23 protein-coding genes are annotated in these 23,978 nt (G+C 43.8%); 14 read left to right on the top strand and 9 right to left on the bottom strand.

Annotation, left to right across the window (positions count from 1 at the left end; genetic code table 11):
• Positions 1-44 precede the first annotated feature (44 nt).
• Genes pseB through BN1115_RS13485 form a run of 5 tightly spaced genes read left to right on the top strand, consistent with a single transcriptional unit; the run spans position 45 to position 5,062 of the window.
• Positions 45-1,049, top strand: a complete 1,005-nt coding sequence (gene pseB / locus BN1115_RS13505) for a UDP-N-acetylglucosamine 4,6-dehydratase (inverting) (RefSeq protein WP_042657560.1) — start codon at positions 45-47, stop codon at positions 1,047-1,049.
• Complete coding sequence (gene pseC, locus BN1115_RS13500; RefSeq protein WP_042657559.1) at positions 1,046-2,188, top strand: UDP-4-amino-4,6-dideoxy-N-acetyl-beta-L-altrosamine transaminase; 1,143 nt, start codon at positions 1,046-1,048, stop codon at positions 2,186-2,188. The genes pseB and pseC overlap by 4 nt, the downstream gene beginning before the upstream one ends.
• Positions 2,179-3,021 carry an aldo/keto reductase gene (locus BN1115_RS13495; protein ID WP_042657558.1) on the top strand — a complete coding sequence of 281 codons (843 nt, stop codon included), beginning with the start codon at positions 2,179-2,181 and terminating at the stop codon, positions 3,019-3,021. Before pseC ends, BN1115_RS13495 begins: the two co-directional genes overlap by 10 nt.
• A complete protein-coding gene (locus BN1115_RS13490) occupies positions 3,021-3,773 on the top strand; it encodes a cytidylyltransferase domain-containing protein (protein WP_042657557.1) in 753 nt (250 codons plus the stop codon). Before BN1115_RS13495 ends, BN1115_RS13490 begins: the two co-directional genes overlap by 1 nt.
• Entirely contained in the window at positions 3,773-5,062 is a 1,290-nt protein-coding gene (locus tag BN1115_RS13485) for an aminotransferase class III-fold pyridoxal phosphate-dependent enzyme (protein ID WP_042657556.1), read from the top strand. The genes BN1115_RS13490 and BN1115_RS13485 overlap by 1 nt, the downstream gene beginning before the upstream one ends.
• Positions 5,063-5,244: 182 nt before the next feature.
• Here the strand turns inward: BN1115_RS13485 and BN1115_RS21740 are convergent, their stop codons facing one another.
• Positions 5,245-5,889, bottom strand: a complete 645-nt coding sequence (locus BN1115_RS21740; RefSeq protein WP_082034856.1) for an HAD family hydrolase — start codon at positions 5,887-5,889, stop codon at positions 5,245-5,247.
• Between the two features lie 19 nt (positions 5,890-5,908).
• Positions 5,909-6,739, bottom strand: coding sequence for a class I SAM-dependent methyltransferase (locus BN1115_RS13480; RefSeq protein ID WP_050070512.1), 831 nt, complete (start codon positions 6,737-6,739; stop codon positions 5,909-5,911).
• Positions 6,740-6,804: 65 nt separating this feature from the next.
• Between BN1115_RS13480 and BN1115_RS13475 the strand changes: the two genes are divergently transcribed.
• The 7 genes from BN1115_RS13475 to BN1115_RS13445 all read left to right on the top strand — a co-directional run bounded on the left by BN1115_RS13475 (position 6,805) and on the right by BN1115_RS13445 (position 15,307).
• Positions 6,805-7,518, top strand: a complete 714-nt coding sequence (locus BN1115_RS13475; protein ID WP_042657555.1) for a hypothetical protein — start codon at positions 6,805-6,807, stop codon at positions 7,516-7,518.
• A gap of 41 nt (positions 7,519-7,559) precedes the next feature.
• Complete coding sequence (gene pseI / locus BN1115_RS13470; RefSeq protein WP_042657554.1) at positions 7,560-8,612, top strand: pseudaminic acid synthase; 1,053 nt, start codon at positions 7,560-7,562, stop codon at positions 8,610-8,612.
• A gap of 107 nt (positions 8,613-8,719) precedes the next feature.
• Complete coding sequence (locus tag BN1115_RS13465) at positions 8,720-10,009, top strand: DUF4910 domain-containing protein (protein ID WP_208597764.1); 1,290 nt, start codon at positions 8,720-8,722, stop codon at positions 10,007-10,009.
• The gene (locus tag BN1115_RS21735; protein WP_082034855.1) at positions 10,006-11,706 is read left to right on the top strand and encodes an HAD-IIIC family phosphatase; all 1,701 of its coding nucleotides are present in this window, start codon (positions 10,006-10,008) and stop codon (positions 11,704-11,706) included. The genes BN1115_RS13465 and BN1115_RS21735 overlap by 4 nt, the downstream gene beginning before the upstream one ends.
• Positions 11,699-13,393, top strand: coding sequence for a VOC family protein (locus BN1115_RS21730; protein ID WP_082034854.1), 1,695 nt, complete (start codon positions 11,699-11,701; stop codon positions 13,391-13,393). The genes BN1115_RS21735 and BN1115_RS21730 overlap by 8 nt, the downstream gene beginning before the upstream one ends.
• 1 nt (position 13,394) lies before the next feature.
• A complete protein-coding gene (locus BN1115_RS21725) occupies positions 13,395-14,648 on the top strand; it encodes a class I SAM-dependent methyltransferase (protein ID WP_167335557.1) in 1,254 nt (417 codons plus the stop codon).
• The gene (locus tag BN1115_RS13445; RefSeq protein WP_042657552.1) at positions 14,645-15,307 is read left to right on the top strand and encodes a class I SAM-dependent methyltransferase; all 663 of its coding nucleotides are present in this window, start codon (positions 14,645-14,647) and stop codon (positions 15,305-15,307) included. Before BN1115_RS21725 ends, BN1115_RS13445 begins: the two co-directional genes overlap by 4 nt.
• 31 nt (positions 15,308-15,338) lie before the next feature.
• On the opposite strand, the gene BN1115_RS13440 is transcribed toward BN1115_RS13445, so the two are convergent.
• The 7 genes from BN1115_RS13440 to BN1115_RS13410 form a co-directional block, all read right to left on the bottom strand.
• Entirely contained in the window at positions 15,339-17,426 is a 2,088-nt protein-coding gene (locus BN1115_RS13440; RefSeq protein WP_042657551.1) for a motility associated factor glycosyltransferase family protein, read from the bottom strand.
• The gene (locus BN1115_RS13435; RefSeq protein WP_042657550.1) at positions 17,426-17,749 is read right to left on the bottom strand and encodes a hypothetical protein; all 324 of its coding nucleotides are present in this window, start codon (positions 17,747-17,749) and stop codon (positions 17,426-17,428) included. Before BN1115_RS13435 ends, BN1115_RS13440 begins: the two co-directional genes overlap by 1 nt.
• Positions 17,749-18,171, bottom strand: a complete 423-nt coding sequence (gene fliS, locus BN1115_RS13430) for a flagellar export chaperone FliS (RefSeq protein WP_042657549.1) — start codon at positions 18,169-18,171, stop codon at positions 17,749-17,751. The genes BN1115_RS13435 and fliS overlap by 1 nt, the downstream gene beginning before the upstream one ends.
• Before the next feature lie 27 nt (positions 18,172-18,198).
• Positions 18,199-19,602 carry a flagellar filament capping protein FliD gene (gene fliD, locus BN1115_RS13425; RefSeq protein WP_167335558.1) on the bottom strand — a complete coding sequence of 468 codons (1,404 nt, stop codon included), beginning with the start codon at positions 19,600-19,602 and terminating at the stop codon, positions 18,199-18,201.
• Positions 19,603-19,624: 22 nt separating this feature from the next.
• Positions 19,625-20,050 carry a flagellar protein FlaG gene (locus BN1115_RS13420; RefSeq protein ID WP_042657547.1) on the bottom strand — a complete coding sequence of 142 codons (426 nt, stop codon included), beginning with the start codon at positions 20,048-20,050 and terminating at the stop codon, positions 19,625-19,627.
• A 36-nt stretch (positions 20,051-20,086) separates the two neighbouring features.
• Positions 20,087-20,953 (bottom strand): flagellin N-terminal helical domain-containing protein, encoded by an 867-nt coding sequence (locus tag BN1115_RS13415; RefSeq protein WP_042657546.1) that lies wholly within the window; start codon positions 20,951-20,953, stop codon positions 20,087-20,089.
• A 584-nt stretch (positions 20,954-21,537) separates the two neighbouring features.
• Positions 21,538-22,407 carry a flagellin N-terminal helical domain-containing protein gene (locus BN1115_RS13410; RefSeq protein WP_042657545.1) on the bottom strand — a complete coding sequence of 290 codons (870 nt, stop codon included), beginning with the start codon at positions 22,405-22,407 and terminating at the stop codon, positions 21,538-21,540.
• Between the two features lie 383 nt (positions 22,408-22,790).
• On the opposite strand from BN1115_RS13410, the gene BN1115_RS13405 reads away from it, so the two are divergent.
• Together BN1115_RS13405 and BN1115_RS13400 are read left to right on the top strand one after the other, a co-directional pair.
• Positions 22,791-23,423, top strand: coding sequence for a trimeric intracellular cation channel family protein (locus tag BN1115_RS13405; protein ID WP_005333975.1), 633 nt, complete (start codon positions 22,791-22,793; stop codon positions 23,421-23,423).
• Between the two features lie 100 nt (positions 23,424-23,523).
• Complete coding sequence (locus tag BN1115_RS13400) at positions 23,524-23,916, top strand: hypothetical protein (protein WP_042657544.1); 393 nt, start codon at positions 23,524-23,526, stop codon at positions 23,914-23,916.
• The last annotated feature ends 62 nt before the right edge of the window (positions 23,917-23,978 follow it).

The following is a 23,978-nucleotide window of genomic DNA, read 5'->3' as shown; positions in this document are numbered from 1 at the left end:
CTTTAGAATTCTATAGATACCAATCTTCATCATGGGACACCGTAATGTTTAATGGAAAAACAATCCTGGTTACCGGTGGCACGGGGTCATTTGGCAAAAAATTTATTGCTACCGTGCTATCCCGCTACCAACCCGCGCGACTGATCGTCTACTCCCGTGATGAGCTCAAGCAGTTTGAAATGCAGCAGCGTTTCAACCATCCCTGCATGCGCTACTTTATCGGCGATGTTCGCGATGCCGAGCGCCTCGACATGGCGATGCGCGATGTTGACTTCGTGGTGCATGCTGCGGCGCTCAAGCAGGTGCCAGCAGCCGAATACAACCCGATGGAGTGCATCAAGACCAACGTGGGAGGGGCCGAAAACGTCATCAAGGCCGCGCTCAACAATGGTGTACAGAAGGTCATTGCACTCTCGACCGACAAGGCAGCTAACCCGATCAACCTTTACGGGGCAACCAAGCTCTGTTCTGACAAGCTCTTTGTTGCCGCCAACAATATGGCAGGCAAGACCCCTGCCATCTTCTCGGTAGTGCGTTATGGCAACGTCGTCGGCTCACGGGGCTCGGTCGTGCCCTTCTTCGACAATCTGATCAAGAGCGGCGCCAATACGCTGCCAATAACCCATCCCGAGATGACACGCTTCTGGTTGACCTTGCAGAAAGGCGTCGATTTTGTTCTTAGCAATTTCCAGCGTATGCGCGGTGGTGAACTATTCGTGCCGAAAATTCCGTCGGTCAAGATCACCGATCTGGCGGCGGCCATGGCTCCGTCCCTTAAACAGGAAATCATCGGCATCCGCCCTGGGGAGAAGCTGCACGAGGTGATGTGTCCGGCTGACGACTCTTTCCACACCTACGAGTTCAACGATTACTATGTGATTGCCCCCAGCATCAGTTTCACCAGCCGCAACAATGATTTCAGCATTAATGCGCTGGGTGAGATGGCCAAGCTGGTCGCACCAGGCTTCGAATACAATTCCCTAAATAATCAGCACTTTCTGTCGATAGCCGAACTACAGAGCATGAACCAGCAGGTGTTGTCCGAATGATCCCTTATGGCCGCCAATCGATCAGCGATGCCGATATTGAGGCCGTCGTTGCCGTACTAAAATCTGATTATCTGACCCAAGGCCAGGCCGTCCCCACCTTTGAGCAGGCATTGGCCGATTACTGCCAAGTGCCGCATGTGGTTGCTTGCAGTAACGGCACCACTGCGCTTCATCTGGCCTGTGCAGTACTGGAGCTTGGCGCCGAAGATACGGTATGGGTCTCCGCAGTGAGTTTCGTCGCCTCGGCGAACTGCGTCCGCTACTGCAATGCCAACGTGGACTTTGTTGATGTTGACCCCGCTACCGGCAACCTCAATGTCATGGCGTTCAAAAGCAAGCTGCAACAGGCCGCGCTCACACATGTTCTGCCCAAAGCGCTGATTGCGATACATCTGGCGGGCCAACCCTGCGATCTCGAAGAAATTGGTGCGCTCTGCCGCCAATACGGCATCACCCTGATAGAAGATGCCTGCCATGCACTGGGAGCCCGATATCAGGAGTCACCAATCGGCAGTTGCCTTCACAGTGATATGACGGTCTTCAGCTTTCATCCGGTCAAGCCTATCACCACCGGAGAGGGTGGCGCCGTCACAACCCGGGATCCAGAGCTTGCAGCCCAATTACGGCTCTATCGCAGCCATGGGATCACTCGTGACCCGCAATCGCTGCTCATACCTTCCCCCGGGGAGTGGTACTACGAGCAGCAACTTCTGGGGTTTAACTACCGTCTGACCGACATTCAGGCAGCACTGGGGCTCAGTCAGCTGGGTCGGCTTGATCAGTTCATCACCCAGCGACGTGAACTTGCACGTCGCTATGACGAACTGTTGGCCCGCCTGCCAGTCCGACCGCTGCAACAACATAGTGACCGTCACAGCGGCTATCACCTCTATGTCATCCAGGTGACAGATCGCGATCAGGTATTTGCACGGCTACGCGCTGCCAGCATTGGCGTCAACGTTCACTATATTCCCATTCCTGCTCAGCCCTATTACCGTGGGCTGGGGCATGATCCGGCAGCCTATCCGGGGGCTCAAGCCTACTATCAGGGTGCCATATCTCTTCCGCTGTTTCCGACTCTCTCAAACTCAGACCAGAAACAGGTCGTAGATGCGCTGGAGCAGGCACTATGCGGTTAGCCCTCGGCACAGTGCAATTCGGCCTGGATTACGGTATTAGCAACCGGGACGGACAGGTCAGCGATGATGAGCTCAATGCCATCATTGCGCTAGCGCGCCAGGCAGGCATTGACACCCTGGATACGGCGCAAGCCTATGGCAATGCCGAGCAGAGGCTGGGGCAACGGGATACCAATGACTTCACCTTGATCGACAAACTCGCACCAGGACTCCCGCTGACCAATGTCCAGACTGAGCTCAATCACAGCATGCACTTGCTGGGGCGCAAACGGCTCGATGGCTTGCTGCTCCATCGAAGCCAGGATGCTTCTCCAGCCCTGTTCGAGTTGCTCGCTGAACTCCAACATCAGGGGAGTGTCGGCAAGCTAGGCGTCTCCGTTTACTCTCCAGAGGAGCTCGATACCTGGATCGTAGCTGGCTATCCCCTTGAACTGGTGCAATTGCCTGCCAATCTGCTCGATCAGCGCTTTCTGCGCACCGGCTGGCTCGACAAGCTGGCAGAGATGGGGTGTGAAATCCATGTACGCTCGCTCTTTTTGCAGGGACTCCTGCTGATGCAGCCGGCGCAGCGGCCAGACTATTTTCACCGCTTTGCGGCCGATCTGAAGCAATTTGACAACTGGTTCCCCTCGCTCGCCCCGCTAGGCAAAGCACTCTCCATCATGACTGCCCTGCCACAAGTAAGCCGCTTTGTCGTCGGTGTGTGCCATGAGCAAGAATTGGCCACTATCGTTGCGGCCAGCCAAGCATTACATACATGCAACGAGGCCGAGATTGCCTCGCTTGCCTCTATGAAACAGGGCCTTATCAACCCCGGACTCTGGAGAACATAATGATCCTAGGTATTCTGCAGGCCAGAACCAGCTCTACCCGTCTGCCCAACAAGGTACTGAAAGATCTGCTGGGCGAACCCATGCTGGCAAGGCAGATTGAACGTCTGCAGCAGAGCAAGCTACTGGACCAGCTACTGGTTGCCACCAGCGATCAGCCGGAAGATCACTCCATTGCGGCTTTGTGTGAAAGGCTGAATATTCCCTGTTTCTGCGGCCCACTTGACGATGTGCTGCTGCGTTTCTATCTGGCTGCTCAATCCTACAGTCCGACCCATGTTGTACGTCTCACCGGTGACTGCCCGCTGGCTGACCCAATGGTGATAGATGAGCTGATAGCCTTGCATCTCACAGGCCAATACGACTACAGCAGCAACTGCGGCAACCCCAGTTACCCAGATGGGTTGGATGCCGAGATCATAAGCGGATCAACTCTGGCAACCTTGCAGGAAAAAGCCACCACGCAGACCGAGCGGGAACATGTCACCTATTACGTTCGCAACCATTCCGAGCAATTTTCCATAGGCGAACTGCAGCGAACTCCTTCACTCGCTCACCTGCGTTGGACTGTCGATGAGCCTGCCGATTTTGAATTGGTAGCGCAAATTTACCAAGCTCTCTATCCCAGCAACCCGGCCTTCACCACTGACGATATCCTCGCCTTGCTGGCGCAGCAGCCTGAGTTGGCAATTCTCAATACCCAACACCAGCGCAATGAAGGGCTGGCTCGTTCCCTTGCCAAGGAAACACAATAATGAATTCACGTTATCAACAGTCACTAATACTCTCGGCCCGTGCTGAGCAGAGTATTCCTCTAGGCTCCCAGACCTTCTCCAAAAGCCGCCTCTGTTTCCCCTATGGGGCCGCCCCTCTCTTTATCGAACGGGGACAAGGAGCAAATGTATGGGATGTGGACGGAAATGAGTACATCGATTTCGCAAGCGGACTGCTGGCTATCAGCCTTGGATATTGCGATCCGGATGTGAATGCGGCGGTCATGGAGCAGCTCAATCTGGGCTCGATATTCTCCCTTCCTCACCGGTTGGAAACCGAGGTCGCCGAACAGCTTATCGAGCTTATTCCCTGTGCCGAGATGGTTCGCTTTGGCAAAAACGGGACGGATGCGACCTCCGCATGTATCCGGCTCTCCCGCGCCGTTACAGGGCGCGAGAGGGTAGCCGTTTGTGGCTATCACGGCTGGCAAGATTGGTACATTGGCTCAACCACTCGCCATTTGGGGGTCCCCGAGTGCGTGAGAGAGCTGACCCACAGATTTGACTACAACGATCTCGCCTCACTACAGCATCTACTGGAAACCCACCCGGATGAGTTTGCAGCCGTCATTCTGGAACCAATGAACGTAGCCTGGCCAAACCCCGATTTTCTGCCGGGCCTACGCCAGCTCTGTGATGCTCATGGTACGCTGCTCATCTTTGATGAAACAATCACCGGCTTTCGAAATCATCTTGGAGGAGCGCAAACTTTATTCGGAGTAACGCCGGACCTTGCAGCATTTGGCAAGGGTATGGCCAATGGATTCCCTATATCTGCCGTGGTCGGACGTAAAAAATATATGAAGCGTATGGAAGATATTTTTTTCTCTGGTACTTTTGGTGGGGATGTTATTGCATTAGCTGCCGCCAAGGCAGTCATCAAAAAAATGCGCCATTACAATATACCAGGTCGTTTAACTGAACGAGGACAATTTCTTCTTGATGGCTTAAATACCATCCTCGATGATATAAAAGCACCAGAATGGATAAAAACTGCCGGACATCCTACATGGTGTTTCCTGTTAGTCGCGGACTCCCACAATCACTCTAGCTGGCTATTGAAAAGCTATCTGATGCAGGAATTATGTAAACGAGGAATCCTGACACTAGGAAGTCATAACCTCAACTATTCTCATACCGATGCAGATATCATGAAAATATTGGAAATATATGCAGAGATATTACCAGCACTGATAGAACACGATAGTAAGTTGACAATACAAGAAAATCTTGACGGTGAACCTATTCAGCCTGTTTTTAAAGTACGCTGACTCACGAATAAAATCCATAAGTGCGTATATAATCTAAGGATAATTTTATTATCTGCGCACTCTCTAAGTATATAGACCACACCGTAAATTCGAATAATTATATTAACAACACCAATTGAACTTTCATATATAAATAGTAACCCACAAGCACGAATCACGAATCACGAATCACGAATCACGAATCACGAATCACCAAATAATGAAACCGTCAACTCTGATAAAGAACGAATATATTTAAAACCATCTTTTGTTTCCTGTTGACAACCGCCTAGATTATCAGTAAGCAAATAGGTAATGAGACCGGCTTGAAAAGCAGATGTAGCACCTTGGATGGAATCCTCCACCGCAACAACATCGCTAGGACATAATCGAGATTTTTTCAATGCGATCAGATATGGTTCAGGATGAGGCTTCCCAATATTAACATCGTCACCATCGACAATTAAATCAAAGCTATCTTGCAAATCATTAAAATCTAACCATGCTTCAACTCGACTTCTTTTATTAGATGTCACTATAACCAAGCGATATGAATGCTTCAAAGCCTCATGAATTAACTTTACCCCCCCTACACTTGGAGGTGAATTAATATACGTTTCATCTATCAAAAGATTATACTCAGCAAGCAATGATTGATTGCTTTCAGGTAAATGATGCCACTCTTTTAGACAACGAATGACCTCGATTAAAGGGGGGCCATTTAGCTTTTCAAATTCAATAATAGATGCCTGTATATTTCTTCTAGACAAAAACAAAGAATATATATTGAACATTGACTCCAAGCTTTGAACCAACGTCCCATCAAAGTCAAAAAAAATTCCTTTCATATAATTCCCTGACTAAACATCATTGCTTTTGATATAGATACAGTCTATTTTGGCCATAATCACCTAACATCTCAGACCCATCTTCAGTTAAGGCACTTGATAATTTTGCAGCGGCTTCAACGATAGGATTGTCATAGTCGACTTTGCCACCATTTATCATAGGCAGGAGAACATAAAGTACGATGTCATGCAGTGTTGAAAAACTGCTGTTTTTTACTTGGAAGAACCCCAATGATTCCAATTTATCATGAACTAACTCTTCATTCATAAAGTGATTAAATTCTGCTGGCTCTCTTTTTTCAAGGCCAACAAGCGTTCGCAAATAATTTTGCCTTGAGTAAGATCCTGTAGAATTCTCAAGCATTAAAATATACCCACCTGATTTTACTTTTTCTGCAATGTTAGCAATAGCTTTCATTTGTAGAATATCCGTATTTAAGTTTATTAGGCAACGGACAGTAAAAATCAAGTCGTATTGTTCAATCAGGCCTTCCAAATTAAGAACATTGCCCACGCTAAAACAAATTGATTCATTATTGATTAGTTTACTTTCCCTAAGTTGCTCCGCCGATGAAATCATTTCATCAATAAAATCCACCCCTTCATATTGATACTCAGGAAAGACTTCATGCAAAGAAAAAAGATTGTGACCGTTGCCACAACCTATTTCCAAAACTCGTGAATTAATCGGAAGTGATTCTTTCAAAGATGAGATGGTTTTTGCCAACTCAGCCAGCTCGATTAGTTTTGCTGTTCCTGTTTTCGTTGTGGCCCGTAGTTCTGTGCCATAGGTAATAGCCCAATTCTTCCAATGTTCATGAATTTGAATCAAATCCAGCTTATCTTTCATAAGTTTACCTCCTTACATACTTCTGTTAATATAGCATGAGTTTCTACTTTAAGGGAAGATATAACATGTTAAGTGTGCATGAGTTTTCAGAAAACGCCGTGCTTTCCATAGAAAAATATCGAATCAAACATGATGACTCCCTACTCCCCATCGTCGATGAAATTTGGAATATAGCGCAAAGTAAAAATAGTACCCTTTTCGATGGAAACATTCTCTCTTGTATATCAGACTCATCAAACAAAATTACATCTGTCATCGATAATTACAGGTTTTTCTTTTCAAAAAGAATCCAGCCGGGGCTTCTTGAAAAAATCCAAATAATGCCCATTGCAGTTTCTGGCATTATGGAATGTAGAGACGGTTTTGTTTTTGGAATGCGTGCTAAATTCACAACCCAAGATGCAGGACTCTTGGAGTTAGTGCCAAGTGGTGGGTTAGATGCCTCCACAATAAATAACAATGATAGATTCGACTTTAAGCAACAATTACTGACAGAGCTATATGAGGAAATTGGTGTAAACCAAAATATGGTCAGCACAATAACTCCCTTTTGCTATGTTATTGACAACGATGCTTTGGTTCTCGACATAGGTGTCTATATGTATAGTGATGTAAGCCAAGAGGTGATTCTTGATTGTTTTACAAAAGCTCACTCTTTCGAGTATGAATCAATTTTTTTTATCCCCAGAGAAAAAATTATTAATTTTATTACAATAGAAAGAAAAAACATATCTTCTATTTCCGTTGCAATAATGGAATTTTTCTTAAAAATAAGTTAAATTAACAAGCACATATTAACAGTCCAAGTGAGTGTTTACCTATGATCCCTTTCTCTATTAATGGCCGTCTCATTGACCAGAGTTCACCACCTTACATTATTGCTGAACTATCTGGTAATCATAACGGTGAGCTGGACAGAGCATTAGCACTGGTAGATGCTGCAGCTGATGCTGGTGCTGATGCTATAAAATTGCAGACCTATACTGCCGATACTATGACGCTCAACTGTGATTTGCCTGATTTTCACATCGAGGGAGGGTTATGGGATGGCTATACACTTTACGATCTCTATCATAAAGCCCACACCCCATGGGAATGGCATAAGCCGATCTTTGAACGGGCACACTCTCGTGGATTAACTATTTTCTCTACCCCATTTGACGAGAGCGCAGTTGATTTTCTAGAGAGCATAGGCACTCCAGCTTATAAAGTTGCTTCTTTTGAACTGACCGATATACCTTTACTTCAATATATTGCTCGACTAGGAAAGCCTGTTATCATTTCATCTGGGATGTCCACTGAAAATGAAATATCTCAGGCGCTAATAACATTACGTGAACATGGCTGTACACAAATACTGCTCCTTCATTGTGTCAGTGGCTACCCAACTCCTCTTTCCGATATAAACCTCAAGCGCATTACTCGCTTGGCTGATACATTTTCAGTACCAGTAGGTTTATCCGACCATACCTTAGGTAATACTGCAGCGCAGCTCGCAATAGTTTTAGGTGCTGTCGCTATTGAAAAGCATCTAACTCTGGATCGCTCGGATGGTGGAACAGATGCAGCGTTTTCTTTAGAACCGCACGAGTTAAAAGAACTATGTAGTCAGACTAAACTATGCTGGCAAGCCTTGGGAACAGGGGATAGTGGTAGTAACCAAGCTGAGCAGGCAAATCTACGATTTCGTCGTTCTCTATATTTTGTCACTGACATTCCAGCTGGCACCATAATACAACCGCAACACATTCGACGGATCCGACCTGGCTATGGGTTGCCTCCAGAGGCTCTCCCCATAGTTATCGGGAAAATAACCAGAACAGATATCAGGCGAGGCAAAGCAGTCAGACTTGATGATTTCATTAGTAAATAGCGATGATACAACACTATTTACTAAGAGTGACTTAAAAAACTATCGAGATAGCTCAAGTTAAATACCCACTATTCATCAATCAATTGGAAATAAAAACAGGGATGCAAATGAGCGCAGAGATTGGACAGCAAATGCACAAATGGATGCATGACCTTTTTCCTATTCATCGTAGCCTCACTGGTAATGGTGTCCGTCAAACTCTTGGCTATATAAAAAAAGAGTTGTCAGAACTTAACATCCACACCATTGCATCTGGCTCATCCGTTTTTGACTGGACCGTTCCAGATGAATGGAATATTAGAGAGGCTTGGATCGCCAACAGCAAAAATGAAAAAATTATTGATATAAAAAACCATAATCTTCATGTGATGGGATACTCTATCCCTATCGATACATGGATGACCAAAGAACAATTACAACCAAATTTGTTTTCACTACCAAACCAACCTGATGCAATTCCCTATGTGACATCTTACTACAGAAAAAACTGGGGATTTTGTCTAACCCAAAATCAATACAATGAAATACCACCTAATGAACCGCTTCATGTAAAGATAGATAGTGAGTTAGAACCCGGTCAGTTAAATTATGCCGACCTTATTATTCCAGGTGAGACCGAAGAAGAGATTCTTTTATCTACTTATATCTGCCACCCGTCAATGGCTAACAATGAATTATCTGGTCCAGTTGTCGCTTTAGCATTAGCTAAATGGTTAAAGTCTTTACATCGTAGACGTTATACATATAGATTTGTCTTTGTACCAGAAACGATTGGAGCAATTGTATACCTAAGTAAACATATAGAACATTTAAAAAAGAAGGTTGTTGCAGGGTATGTATTGACATGTTTAGGTGATGAAGGCACATTTTCATTCTTACCATCCAGGAAAGGGAACTCGATTTCTGACAGGGCTGCATTATCAGTGCTCCGAGACGTTACACCTGACTTTATAAAGTATTCATACTTACAGCGAGGCAGTGACGAGCGTCAATACTGTAGTCCGGGTGTCGACTTGCCAATTGCATCTGTGATGAGAAGCAAATATGGCTGCTATCCAGAATATCATACTTCATTAGATGACCTTAACCTCGTGACTCCAACAGGACTTGCAGGAGGATTCGGTGTCCTGCAACAATGCCTCTTGGCAATAGAAGGCAATGATACATATAGAATGATTCAACCCTGTGAGCCCCAACTAGGCAAACGTGGCCTTTATCCACAAACAAGCACAGCAAACACCCAAAAAATCGTTGAGAACATGATGAATATTATTGGTTACTCTGATGGAGAGAATGATTGCATTTCAATTTCAGACATTACCGGAGTGCCATTACAAGAATGCATAGATTGGTGTCGTAAATTAACTACTCATGGCGTTATGGAGAAAATTTCATGACTACACCATATATTCCCAGCGCTACATTTTTAGGAAGTGCAAATTGGACTTTAGCTGCTGAATACTTAAAAAGAAGAACCTCTGAGCTTTATTGCTCTTCATGGAAGATAATTGACATTCCATTTGGGCAATATCGGATACAACTGACAGATGAAGAGTCATATTTAAGAAAAAGCAATCCCAATATATGCATTTTTTGTGAGCGCATTGAAGACTTTCTGCCGGAACCCAATAGTCAATATGATGAGACTCTGGAGACAGAAATATATCAACGCATAGAGGATTATATACTTTCTATTCGTGAGGCGAGATCTCACTTAGACGGAGTTTTTTTTATCTTTGACTTTTCGCCAGTAAAGGTGTTCGTTCAAAGCTTAACAGATACTGCATATAGGGATCACTCGTCTTTAGCAAAGCTAGTTTTTAATGCAAACCAAAAACTTGTACAGCTATCTAGTGAAATCGCTGATGGCCATCTTTTACCACTATCTGCTTGTTTGCATTTTAAAGGGAGTGAAAATGCTTGGTCCCTAAAATATTGGTCTCTTGGACGCTTCCCATATACTCCAGAGTTTTCCGACATGTTGATAGATTGCATGATTAGCGCTCATCAAGCACTGCTAGGGAAAACAGCTAGAGTACTAATTCTTGATTTAGATAACACTCTTTGGGGAGGAATCATTGGGGATGATGGAATTGTAGGTATCAAACTGGGTTCGGATTATCCTGGTAATGTATTTGTTGCAGTGCAGCATGTAATTAAAACATTAGCAAAGCGTGGGGTAATGTTGGCAATATGTAGTAAAAATACTGAAAATATAGCTTTGCAAGCCATAAATTGTCATCCTGATATGATTTTAAGGGAGGATGACTTTCTTATAAAGAAAATAAACTGGCAGTCTAAATCAGATAATATTCGTGAGATCGCACTGGAGATTGGGGTTGGTCTTTCTTCATTATGTTTCATTGATGATAGCCTTTATGAGCGTGAGGAAGTCCGCAGCTCATTACCTGAGGTCATCGTACCTGAGCTGCCCGATGACATTACAGAATATGCTGATTTTATTGCTTCTCTTCCCTGTTTTGCTAGCATATCCCTTACTGAGGAAGATAAAGTCAGAGGTACAAAATACAAGTCACGCCAACTAGCTATCTCAGACAAAAATAAATTCACCTCCAAGTTAGACTACTTAAAAAGTTTACAGATGAAGTTGTCTTTTTCCCCCATGTCAGATTCAAGTAAGCAAAGAACACTTCAATTAATAGCAAAGACAAACCAATTCAATACGACAACTAGACGACATAGTGAAGTAGAACTTGAGCGCCTGCAGTCGCATGGATCACATATAGCCACAATAAGTTTAAGTGATCGATATAGCAGTAATGAAATCATTGGCGTACTGATTCTGCAACCACAAGATAACGATGTACTAGACATTGAAACTTTCATTTTATCTTGCAGAGTTCTTGGTCGTGGCATTGAGACAGGAGCCCTTGTATGGGCAATGAACTATGCCAAAGCCAATGGTTTTAATGCTCTGCATGGTTTATTTATACCCACAGAGCGTAATAAACCAGCTGCAGATATCTACTCTAAGCATGGTTTCACTTTGTCTTGTAACAATGAATATTACTATAACTTGAAAACTAATGATGCCACCACACCAGAATGGCTAGAGGTTTCAAACAATGACTAATTGTCACAAAAAAAACAGCACATTATTGTCACATATAGGTGTTCTATATATTGATCATATTGCTGTAACAACAACCAATCTAGAAAAAACACTCGCAGATTATATTTCATTGCCCGGAGCTAGATTATGGAAAGGACCGAGTATAAATACGTCTCAAGATGTGAGGTATGCATTCGTTCAAGTCTCTGGAGGTGTAACTTTTGAGATCCTTGCCCCATTGAGCGAGAAGAGCCCTATTCGTGGCCATTTATCAAGAGGTGGTGGGGTATATCACATTTGTTATGCCGTAGATGATATGGATATAGCACTAGATATAGCCAAAAAAATGGGGGCAACATGCATGATTGCTCCAACCCCAGACCCTGCATTCGATGATCGCAGGATAGCATTTATCTTACACCAAGCTCATGGATTAATAGAGCTGGTAGAAGCTTATCCAAAAACATATAAGACATCATTTTCCAATGCCTTCGATGATTCAGATGATTCAGATGATTCAGATGATTCAGATGATTCAGATGATTCAGCAAAAAAATCTAATAATTCAAGCTCACTGGCCAATACAGAAAGACTTGAGCGTGTATTTCATCATCTAATGCCAATGCTTACACCTGATGAGATTTTTAATGCCACTATAGCAAGTACTCCCCAGTGGGATTCACTCATGCAAATAAGATTAATCATGGCATTAGAGTTAGAGTTAGACTGTAATATACCATCAACTATATTTGATAAACTAACATCTTTTAAGGAACTATCTAACTGGCTAAAAACGAAAATTGATAGACAAAATGCTAATTTTTATATTGAAAAAAACAGTCTATCAAATACAAAAATGCTAAAAAAAGATAAGAGTGATGCTCGGATATTACAGAATTTAATGAAATCCAGCTTGAGTAATTATGAGGGGAAACCGGCATTAGTTCATAGTGATATAGTATATACACAGCCTCTTATCTTAAAAACAGAAAAACAAGACGTACTTGGCGCTCATAGAGAGTTGCTTAATACATTGCCAATTAATTGCTTGATTCCAGCCTTTAACTATCAATTTCCAAAATTGAAAAAGCTAGACCTGCGAACAGCACCGATAGAGGTTGGTTCACTTAATCAGTATCTACATAAATGTAACTGGGCCGATTATAGATCATTTGATCCAATGTTTTCTGTTTTAGGCCGTGGGAGTGCTCCATTCCAGCCAACTAAAAACTTAAATGCGTTTGGGAGGGGATCTATATTCTCTTACTTGGAGAAAGAATCAGGTGTTATAGTAATGTATGGGGCAAAAATAAGTTCTCTAACATATTTACATTATATAGAAAGCAAGATTGGAGGCATTCCTTATCGCTATCAAAAGTCATTCTCCGGAGAACTCATTGATGATCACGGCATCCTCCATACAATAGAATGGACCACACATGTAAGGCCATGGGGATGTGACCTTGATTACGACTGGGAAAAGATAGAAAATACATTACGAAAAGCAGAAGCACTCCAACCACTTGTAAATGGATATCCTAAGCTGGGCTTTTATGTAGATGCAAAAACTTGTGTGGAAGTACTTAAAGCTGAATTACATAAAGACCCATTGATTTTTCTAGATTCAGCATCCCGAGCTTGGGTTGAACCTAAATTAAATGTGCTTGGCCGATCTTTTGTTCTCTCTGACTTTGAAAATGAGGAATAATATGTCTATAAAAAATGTTGGAACTACTGCCTGCCCCGTATGTTTATCAACCAGAGTACAGCCGTTTCTTTCAATACCTGCTTTTCCCATTTATTTGCATGCGGTAGGCGATGAAGTTGAACAAATGTATCGTGACCTATATTATTCTTGCTGCATGGAGTGTGGTCATGCATTTATACCTAATTATGATATAAATATTTTGAAAGATATATATCGGCATCACTATTGGGGCGCTGACTCCGTCAATATTGCATACTCACAACGAAATGACTTTGTTAATTTATATAGCAAAGTTAGAAGGCTAATCTATCGTAATAAGCTTGCTATCTTAGAAATAGGATGTTCCTCTGGGCAAATGCTGAAGGATTTACGAAATATTTTCCCTCAAGATTTATACTTTGGATGCGAACCAAACATTGAGAATTCAGCTATATGCATAAATCATGGCCTTAAAGTATTCAACGGTTTTTTTACTAATGAAAACACTAGAGATCTCTTGTCTCTAAGTGATAACAAGATGTTTGACATAATATATCATCGACATGTGATAGAACATATTTTTGATTTTAATGACTTCTTTAAAGGCATGTCTAACATTGCAAATCCTGAGTCTTACCTCTTAATTGAGACACCTTCTTTAGAAAATAATTTAGATGGTAACTCATTAGATCCTTTTCACCATGAACATGTTCATGTATTTTCTCTCTCTTCTTTACTTAAACTGGCATCCACATTTAACTGGAATTATCAACAGTCCATATCAACCGAGTTAGGAAATATGATTGTAGTTTTTGAGCGTACTATTAAAAATAGATATGTACTCAATAATAACATCACGAAAAATGTCATTTCTGTTCCAGATACTACAAGGTATTCACAGTGTATTACCGCATGGCAAGAGCAACTGTCACATCATGTCGATGGCAAAAACTTGATCTTTTGGGGAGCTGGCTCATATTGCACTCTAATCATGTCAGTATGCAAACTAGAGCCAAGCAGAATAATAGATGGGAACATGAGCAAGGTTGGAAGCCGAATGCCAGGCTCATCCATTACTATTGAGTATGCACCTGATGTCGTATCATCATTGATTGCTCAAAACAATTCAAACGCATTGATAGTAATAACATCTAGCTTTCATAAGGAAATTTCATCGGAGCTCATTGATTTAGGTTGGAAAGGCGAAACGCTAATTCCCTCTTTATTATTGGGGCAACAAAATCATCCTTTTTATGTAGATATGGATAAATCATGAATCAGAAAGATATATTTATAAAACAAGAGGGTAACTGTTGGTTTGAACGGAATAAACATGGTTATATACATAGAAAAATACAAGGTGACCTTGTTTTCAAAGCTCTTCAACAACTAAACTGCACCCCGAAAAGAATTCTAGAAATTGGGTGTGCTAATGGATGGAGAGTATCAGCTTTATCTGAACATTTTAATGCCAGCGGATATGGCATCGATCCATCACTCGCAGCAATAATGGATGGCTTGAAAACATATCCGAATTTGCATCTTACTCAAGGTACGGCCGATAATTTACCAGCAATAGAGCCTGTTGATTTAATTATATTTGGATTCTGTCTATATCTCTGTGAACCCAATGATCTATTCAAAATAGCAACCCAATGCCATGAATTACTTCAAGATAAAGGAATCGTTGCTATCGTGGACTTTCACCCACCTCATAGTTACTATAGGAAGAAATATAAGCATCAAAATGGAGTTTATAGTTATAAAATGAACTACAGTAAGATGTTTTGCTGGCACCCTGCATATCATCGTATTTTTGAGCTGGTTCAGCATCATGATGAACACTCTGAGGTTATGCCTGACTCACTCGTCTCAGTGCAAATTATCAAAAAAAATGAACAACTTCTTATAGCGAACAATCCATACGAACTATAAATAAATGCCGACATATCGTCGGCATTTATTTTTATTTTCTAAAGAAATTCATCCATTCATTATCAACTAAATCAACACTATCAATAGCCATAGGATACATATCCCGAGCCTTCTCTAAAAACTCTAACCATAAATTAATTGCTGGTTTCATCAGTGCGATAGTCTTTTCTTCACCTTCAAAGGAGTAAAGAATAGAACTTAAAATCGCGAATGCATAATTCATTGATCCTATCATAACTTGAGATATATGTTTTTGGCGAGTCGCAGCGATCTGTGAGAGATACCCAAAGTTACATAGCATTAGTTGATTCAGCTCATTTCTGGAAGAAAAGTTCTGCCTCCATTCACCCAACATTCTGTCAACAAACAACTCAAAATAATCAACCCCTAAATATGGCTTAAAATCCTTTTTAGACAATGGAATAGGTGCAGATAATTGTGCAATATGAGTGAGCAATTCTTTTTTATTTATTATTTCAAAAAGTTTAATTTCACCACAAGGTAATGGCCTTGCGTTGGTAATTTTTGCTCCATCACTACAGTTGAAACATCGAACATCGTCATTAGCAGCCAACACCTGCTCTACAATGACACGTGATGAATTAAACATTGCATCGGTCGTAACAAAACCACCAAAGTTACCCTCATGGTGCCATTGATTATCACCATACATCAGATCAGCAAGTACTTCCGCCCCCGCCTCACTATTATAATAGGCACTAAATTTTGAGTGATGATGCTCTTTATTTTTATAGCCATTATCAAGACCAAATAAATATATGTTTTTAAAGCCAAGGTGAATAGGTGCACGAACTCCAATATTACCAACCAAAGGATTTAAACCACCTAGAGCTGCATATTTTGGCAAGTTAGAAAAATTAGCATGATAAAGTGTTACACCTGGTTCATATAGCTTAAAAATTAACACTGATGTATCAAATAATGTAGAGCAATAAGGATGGATCACATCTGTGCTCAGAAAAAGAATGTCATGCAAATAATCATTTGCATTCAAATTCACTAAAAAATCATAAACTATTTTAGTTCGCTCAGTTTCAACATGGATGTCAGGTTTAATACCTAATTTATGCAAGGCTGAAATAGCACTTCCACAAGATATTAAGATTGCTTTATCTCTATTTTTTTCAATAAAGGAAATAGATGCATCTAAAGATGGACCATTTGCAATAACAAAAACTGGTGTTCTGGAATATCTTTCCGGTATTTTTTTGTCTTTGAGAAAAAATGGCACTCCCCGTTCTATATTATCAACGGTATGAGATAGTGCAATCAAGTTATCATCAAAAAAACCCCATCCCATAACCAGAAGGTAATATTCACGCTGAACTTTCTCAATTAACATATTTATTTTTTCGCTCTGATAGCCCCACATAATAAATGCATTGGCAATCAGAAAAGATCCTCGACTGTGAATAGCTGAAGCAAAATCATTAAATATTGTTTCTTCATCTTGGCCTAACAAAATATGAATGCCTAGATTTTCTTGGTGCAAATAATCGAGTAGTGGAGCCCAATCAAAACAATATAGTGATGCATAAAATAGATCCAAGTCTGGTTCAAAAAGGAATAACGTACCAATCTTACAGCGCTCATATAGATAACCAAGATGGTAACCCAGTCCAACCCCAAAAACGAGGGCGGTAGGTACTTCATTTGGTACTTTCTTTAACAATTTTTCTTGTAAAGATATCTCTTCTAAATATGCATTCAGTTTATTTAGATAATCTACATGCATAAATCCTAGAGGATTTGATTCTTGGCTAAATGAGAACTTTGAAAGCCCTCCTTTATCCATAAACTCCTTAACTAAAGTCTCACAAATAAGATATGGTTCGTCACCATAAACCGCAATATTATCATCCAGCCAAGCCATGTTTGGCTGACCATTATCGTTGCAAAAAAATCGGAATGGGCGAGCTGGCTGGAATGACTCAAACGTGTCGGCAATATGTGGAATATACTTACGAAATGCTGCAATATTCTGAGAAAAGCGGATCGGTAACGCTATTGACATAGCGGATTCCTGCTCTGCTTGTTTTTGAATCCGTAATGCATCTTTCTCTGCCTTTATTAAGGCATCATCAATCTTTACCGACATTAAAACTCCTTGCTGTTCAAGCGATACGCCAGCTTAACTTTTTCCCCACGTCCAATATTGAATAGCTTTCGGAAAATTATCTGATGATGCTGAGAAGCCAACGCTATCAGGTCCTCTTCCTGTTCATGTAGACCTGCAGATAATTTTTTAGCATCAGGTAATTGAGCTGGGTCATCCTCTACCAATTTTAATAAGCACTTTATCAATTCAAGACGGCGATCCATGCTAACCAACGCCTCATCATAGTTTGCGTTATGTAATAGGGAGGTAATCGAGTGATAACTATCCTCTAAGTCCTGCTGTAAAGAGAGCAGATAGCTCATTATAAATCACCTAACTGCTGTCTCATTTGGTAACCTTGTTGTTTTGCTTCCTCAGACAATTGATCCCAACCAGATTTAATAGTCACCATCAACGCCATAACTTCATCGATTGGTGTCGAATCCAAGGCCAAACTGGCATCCCATATTCGTTCATCCATATAAGAGTAAAGTCGATATAAATCTTCAGCCACTTCTCCTTGGCTCATATCAAGCACATCTTGCAACCCATGCAATAAACCCTGAGCTTTAGAAACCGCGACAGCTTTCGCCTCCATATCACGTCGTTCTATGGCACCCTTGGCTTGAGCCAATCTTTCGAGAAATCCTTGCATCATTAACTGAATGACTCGATGAGGATCGGCAACGGCCAAATCAGCGGTTATACTGGTCGTTTTATATGCCTTTAAATTACGTTGATACATCACATACAACCTCTAAAAAGATAATCATCAGTTACTATTGCTTTTAACTTGAAGCGACTTCAAAGCTGACGCAGAATTATTCATTTTTACCAGTAAAGCATCCAAACTACCATACTGCGCACGAAGTGATGCCTCATACTTAACAAGCTGAGCATTTGAAGTTGACTGCTTCTGGTTCAAACTACGCAAGTCGGCATTCAGTGTATCAGTACGCTCAGCAAGCATCCCTCCAGACTTGGTATACTCTTTTAGCCCTTTATTCAAAGTACCAGCAAGACCATCATCCCCACCAAATAATGCTACAACCTGATCAAAGTTTTTATCAACGGCTTGGCCAAACTTATCTTTATCAAGAGATAGCTTACCCTTATTATCCATTTTTATCCCAATTTCGAAGATGCTGGAGTACGTTGTACTTGTACCTGTTTTACCAGTAATTGTATTAGCCATAAAGCTACTGATTGTCCGAGTACTTGCATCACCAGCTAGAGCGCCACCATCATCCTGCCTGACCCCACCAACAATACTGTTACGCTTACCTAGCACATCCATTTTATCCTGCAGTGCGTTGTATCCATCAACAAACTGCTTAACCATATCCTGAATCGATGTTTTATCTGTCGTGATATCTACTTTATTAGATTTGAGATTACCATTGCTATCTTTATCGGAAACACGTAATATCGTAAGTTTCAGGTCTTGAATCGTATCATCAAAAACATTTGTATCACTTTTCAGCGCATTACCATCGACTATGATTTCGGCACTACTGGCAGCCTGTTTCTGACTCATAACGCTGCCAGGGGTCCCAATAGAAAACATCCCAAGCTCTGATGTGCTTCCAGTGATAGTCAAATCCTTGCCATCTCCTGAAATGCCGGAATCAATAATTAACTGAGCTTTACCATCAGCCGTATTAACAATATTGGCGCTTAGCCCAAAATTGTCCCCACTGCTATTAATGGTCTTACGAATATTTTGTAAGGTATCACCAGCTTTAACATCGACCTTAAACTCTTTGTCACCAGCCTTAAAGGTCAGTTGGCCGTCTTGAGTAATGAGTGGGGTTGTAGAACTGTCAAATATTCCTTCTTGGCGACTCGTCATAGCCAATTTATTGACAGTAATATTGTACTGACCATTAGACCCCCCACTCTTACTCTCAACTTTCATAACAGGATTATCTTTATCTTGTGTGATATTGATTGTCCGCTTGTTGAAGGCACCAGGTTTACTCAATGTATCGAGAATATCGGTGAAGGTAGTGAGGGATGACTTGAGCTGACCGATGCCAGAAAGCGCGATCTGGGTGCTGTTTTGTTTTTTGACGATCGGTTGTTGCAGTTGTGCCTTTTTAGCCGCCACACTAGCCGCAATCACACTTTCGAGATCGAGCCCTGAACCTGCACCGGCAGAGGTAATAGCCATGATATCTTCTCCTCATTTCTTCGATTTATATCTCGCGATCAAGCAATAAACCAAGTTTAGGGTTCGCCCCCGCCTCACCTTGACGCAACGCCTGAATCCGTTTGTGAATGGCGAGCAGCTCTTCGCTGGGGATTTGACGTATCACTGACCGAGTATCAGTATCCATCACCTTAATCACTACTTGGTCCACGTCTTGCTCCAAACTAAAATTAACAGTCCATCCTTGTAGCTGCCCAAACTCCTGCAAGCTTTGTACCTGTTTTTCAAGTTCTGCCTTGTTCTGCGTCTGCTGGATCTCATTATCATCCTTTAACTCCGGCTCTTTCTGCCCCGTGAGTTTCGCTTCTTCCATCGAACCTGAAAGCAGCTGAGCGGCCACTTGGCCGCTCTTGTCACGTAGCTGTAAGGAAGCGCCATTGGCAGATGACAGATTACCGAGTTCAGTTGTCATCTCATCTCTCCCATCTTAATCAGCCTGGTCTACTCACTACCCAAGCAGGGAAAGAGCGGACTGCGGTCTCTGGTTAGCCTGTGCCAGAATACTCGAAGCTGCCTGTTGCAGAATATTCTGCTTGGTCATATTGGCAGTCTCGGTCGCAAAGTCTGCATCACGAATCCGTGAACGCGCTGCACTGACGTTTTCCGAAATATTGGCTTGGTTGCGGATGGTGGAATCCAGTCGATTCTGAATAGCACCAAGCTCCGCACGCTTACCATCAACCACTTCCAACATAGAATCAACTGCGGATAACACATCTTGAGCATTGCTCTGACTGCTGATGCTGATGCCTCCCGCAGTTGAACCACTAATAAAGGTTGTAGCTTTCCCTGCAACAGCTGCAATACCGGAGATGCTAAATCCACCAGCCTGACTCAAGCTGAAACCGATAGTCTGGTTAGCATCCGCTCCGACTTGAAAGGTACCACCATAATTTCCATCAAGTAATTTAGTGCCTGCAAACGTAGTATCTTTTGAGATTCGGTTGACTTCAGCACCAAGCTGATCAACTTCCTTTTGCAGTGCTTCACGATCCTTGGCGGAGTTGGAGCCGTTGGCAGATTGCTGGGCCAAGGTACGCATGCGCTGCAGCATGCCGGTCACTTCATCCATCGCCCCTTCTGCGGTCTGCGCCAAAGAGATGCCGTCGTTTGCGTTACGGTTGCCCTGATCCAAGCCATTGATCTGGGAGGTCAGACGGTTGGATATCTGCAGACCGGCCGCATCATCTTTTGCACTGTTAATGCGCAAGCCAGATGCCAAGCGGGTATACGAAGTATCAAGTGATTTTGTGGTATTCATCAAATTACGCTGGGCGTTCAGTGATGAGGTATTGGTATTAATGAACATGGCCATAATAAATTCTCCCGAAGAACATGCGACTGCGGGTTGCGTCGTCCAACTTCACGACGGCCCACCGTTTGAAGAGCAGTTTGAACATGCCTGACTCTTCAGGCGGGTGCCTGTTTGAACTAGCAGGTCACCCGCAGTAGTGCAAACGTTGGATTCCGAACACCCCTCGATTGCTTCACTTTATTTAACGGCCGCGCAGAGACAAGCTTTAGGAAAATTGTTGCCCATAGCGGCAAGATTTCTCCGACAAGCGGCAACAATGCAAGGGCAGAGCCAGTCGAACAAGCCGCCAGCAACTGGCAATAGCTCATTTTGTGGAGTGAAGTGTATTGGCATGGTTCATGCTTTAAACTGACAGAGTGACGTCAAATTGACGACACAATAAAAAGAGGCCGGAAAACCGGCCTAAAGATGAGCATATGCTCAGGAGAATATGACCAAGCGTGACAGAACTGAACAGCTGGACAACACTTGGCATTACTAGTAGAGAATTATACTTCTCCCGATAGAACAAGGTGCAAACCCGAACACCCCTTTGTTCCATCTCTTGACCAGGGCGGCCTGAACAACCGCCCTGTTTTCTTTTGTTAGCCCTGCAGCAAAGAGAGTGCGGACTGCGGCCGCTGGTTGGCTTGTGACAGGATGCTGGAAGCAGCCTGTTGCAAAATATTCTGTTTGGTCATGTTTGCTGTTTCGATGGCAAAGTCTGCATCACGGATACGCGAACGAGCTGCGCTGACGTTTTCCGAGATGTTAGCCTGGTTACGGATGGTCGAATCCATTCGGTTTTGCACTGCACCAAGCTCGGCGCGCTTGCCATCAACCACTTCCAACATAGAATCGACAGCGGCTAACACATCCTGTGCATTGCTCTGGCTACTGATGCTGATTCCACCAGCAGTTGAACCACTAATAAAAGTTGTCGCTTTACCCGCGGCGGCTGCAATACCAGAGATGCTGAATCCACCAGCTTGACTCAAGCTGAAACCGATAGTCTGGTTGGCATCCGCACCAACCTGGAAAGTACCACCAAACGAACCATCAAGAAGCTTGGTTCCTGCAAAAGTCGTTGCATTAGAAATCCTGTTTACTTCAGCTCCAAGCTGATCCACCTCTTTTTGCAGCGCTTCACGATCCTTGGCGGAGTTGGAGCCGTTAGCTGACTGTTGTGCCAGAGTCCGCATACGCTGCAGCATGCCAGTCACTTCATCCATAGCCCCTTCGGCCGTTTGTGCCAGAGAGATACCATCGTTAGCATTACGGTTACCTTGGTCCAGACCATTAATCTGGGAGGTCAAACGATTGGAGATTTGCAGACCCGCGGCATCATCTTTGGCGCTGTTGATTCGCAAGCCAGATGCCAGTCGGGTGTAGGATGTATCCAGTGATTTGGTCGAATTCATCATATTACGCTGAGCGTTGAGTGATGAAACGTTAGTGTTGATAAAAAGGCCCATGACTATTCTCCTAAGCTATTAAAATTACTCTTCTATTTGCTCAGGCTTTATTATTTTCTGTGCCCGATGCGTCTTATTTAACGGCTCGTTTTTGGATGTCTTTAGCATTTTTTTCAACGCTTCATCGCATTAACGCCGCTTACCTTATGTATCGGCGGGTCAGGGGGAAACTTAAGGAAAAAAACGGGCCAAAACACGCGATAGCAGCAACGTCCTGAACCCCGCCAACGGCAGGGGCAAGCAGGCACACACGAGACTCTCCCGGTTCGGGCAGCGAGAAAAAATCACGGCCGACTCTCAATTTTGTCGAGCACAGTTGGCGATTGGGCTCGCCAGCCCCTAAAATCGCGGCCCCATCAACAATTTGACGTGAGTTGTTCTCCATGCAGACACTGGTTGAGCAGATTGTTTACATCAGCGACATGTTTGGTACTGCGGTATTCGCGTTTTCAGGGGTTTTGGTGGCTGGCCGACTCAGAATGGACGGGTTTGGCGTCATGGTTTTGGCGGCGGTCACCGCCATTGGCGGCGGCACCATCCGTGACATGATCCTGGGGGCAACCCCCGTGTTCTGGGTACGCGATCCGCTCTATATCTGGGTCGTCATCGCGACGGCGCTGATCGGCATGTGGATGGTCAAACTGCCCCGCAGGATGCCCTGGTATGTGCTGCCGGTGGCCGATGCCTTCGGACTGGCCCTCTTTACCGTGATTGGCGCCCAGAAGGCCCTCAACTTCGGCACCCCGGGGCTGATTGCCGTGATCATGGGCACCATGACTGGGGTAGCCGGCGGCATGATCCGCGATGTACTGGCGCGGGAAGTGCCCATGGTGCTGCAAAAAGAGATCTATGCCACCGCCTGTATTCTCGGCGGCATTCTCTATACCCTGGCGCTGGAGGCGAACATGGACAGGGTAACCGCCATGCTCATCTGCATGACGGCGGTGTTTGGCCTGCGGGTTGCGGCTATCTACTGGCATCTGTCACTGCCCACCTTCTCGCTGCAACGCAATTGAGAGCAGGCCCACAGCGCCATCATGTCGCAGTGGGCCTTGCGTTGAACCAAATCGGCTTTTCTGTTGTCATAGAAGCAGTCGTTGTTAGCCGGAACTTCTCATGCGCAAAATCGGTATGCTTACCACTCTCATCCTGGCGAACGTGACGGCAGCCCACGCCGAAGCACAAGCGGTATTTGGACGCCTGGCCTCAGCGCCGGTGCAGCAGTTCAACCAGCAGATACGTCAGGCAAGCCATCAACAGCAGCACTGGGTCAATGACTACCGTGAGGTAGCACTGCGATTCGTTGGCCATGGCGACATACCCAGTCGCATCCACGCCCAGCAGCTGGACAATGATCTGGTGCTCTCGGTCGCCCTCGATGGCAGCAAGAGCGACATGATCTACATCCTGACCCTCTATCGCAACGACAACCTGTGGCAGATGCGGGAGGCGGAAATGGGCTGGCGTTGCCAGGGGCAAGACTCCTTCACCCCGGTCCCCTGCCCCTGATGGTCATGGCTGACTCTGTGAAATAAAAAAATCCGGCACAGTGGCCTAATGCCAGTCAGTTA

The organism is Aeromonas allosaccharophila (genome assembly GCF_000819685.1).
GTDB lineage: Bacteria > Pseudomonadota > Gammaproteobacteria > Enterobacterales > Aeromonadaceae > Aeromonas > Aeromonas allosaccharophila.
This window is presented reverse-complemented; position numbering and strand designations above follow the sequence as displayed.

Coding starts and splice junctions, on each gene's coding strand:
- pseB (WP_042657560.1), top strand. CDS start 45: ATGTTTAATGGAAAAACAATCCTGGTTACCGGTGGCACGGGGTCATTT.
- pseC (WP_042657559.1), top strand. CDS start 1,046: ATGATCCCTTATGGCCGCCAATCGATCAGCGATGCCGATATTGAGGCC.
- BN1115_RS13495 (WP_042657558.1), top strand. CDS start 2,179: ATGCGGTTAGCCCTCGGCACAGTGCAATTCGGCCTGGATTACGGTATT.
- BN1115_RS13490 (WP_042657557.1), top strand. CDS start 3,021: ATGATCCTAGGTATTCTGCAGGCCAGAACCAGCTCTACCCGTCTGCCC.
- BN1115_RS13485 (WP_042657556.1), top strand. CDS start 3,773: ATGAATTCACGTTATCAACAGTCACTAATACTCTCGGCCCGTGCTGAG.
- BN1115_RS21740 (WP_082034856.1), bottom strand. CDS start 5,889: ATGAAAGGAATTTTTTTTGACTTTGATGGGACGTTGGTTCAAAGCTTG.
- BN1115_RS13480 (WP_050070512.1), bottom strand. CDS start 6,739: ATGAAAGATAAGCTGGATTTGATTCAAATTCATGAACATTGGAAGAAT.
- BN1115_RS13475 (WP_042657555.1), top strand. CDS start 6,805: ATGTTAAGTGTGCATGAGTTTTCAGAAAACGCCGTGCTTTCCATAGAA.
- pseI (WP_042657554.1), top strand. CDS start 7,560: ATGATCCCTTTCTCTATTAATGGCCGTCTCATTGACCAGAGTTCACCA.
- BN1115_RS13465 (WP_208597764.1), top strand. CDS start 8,720: ATGAGCGCAGAGATTGGACAGCAAATGCACAAATGGATGCATGACCTT.
- BN1115_RS21735 (WP_082034855.1), top strand. CDS start 10,006: ATGACTACACCATATATTCCCAGCGCTACATTTTTAGGAAGTGCAAAT.
- BN1115_RS21730 (WP_082034854.1), top strand. CDS start 11,699: ATGACTAATTGTCACAAAAAAAACAGCACATTATTGTCACATATAGGT.
- BN1115_RS21725 (WP_167335557.1), top strand. CDS start 13,395: ATGTCTATAAAAAATGTTGGAACTACTGCCTGCCCCGTATGTTTATCA.
- BN1115_RS13445 (WP_042657552.1), top strand. CDS start 14,645: ATGAATCAGAAAGATATATTTATAAAACAAGAGGGTAACTGTTGGTTT.
- BN1115_RS13440 (WP_042657551.1), bottom strand. CDS start 17,426: ATGTCGGTAAAGATTGATGATGCCTTAATAAAGGCAGAGAAAGATGCA.
- BN1115_RS13435 (WP_042657550.1), bottom strand. CDS start 17,749: ATGAGCTATCTGCTCTCTTTACAGCAGGACTTAGAGGATAGTTATCAC.
- fliS (WP_042657549.1), bottom strand. CDS start 18,171: ATGTATCAACGTAATTTAAAGGCATATAAAACGACCAGTATAACCGCT.
- BN1115_RS13420 (WP_042657547.1), bottom strand. CDS start 20,050: ATGACAACTGAACTCGGTAATCTGTCATCTGCCAATGGCGCTTCCTTA.
- BN1115_RS13415 (WP_042657546.1), bottom strand. CDS start 20,953: ATGGCCATGTTCATTAATACCAATACCTCATCACTGAACGCCCAGCGT.
- BN1115_RS13410 (WP_042657545.1), bottom strand. CDS start 22,407: ATGGGCCTTTTTATCAACACTAACGTTTCATCACTCAACGCTCAGCGT.
- BN1115_RS13405 (WP_005333975.1), top strand. CDS start 22,791: ATGCAGACACTGGTTGAGCAGATTGTTTACATCAGCGACATGTTTGGT.
- BN1115_RS13400 (WP_042657544.1), top strand. CDS start 23,524: ATGCGCAAAATCGGTATGCTTACCACTCTCATCCTGGCGAACGTGACG.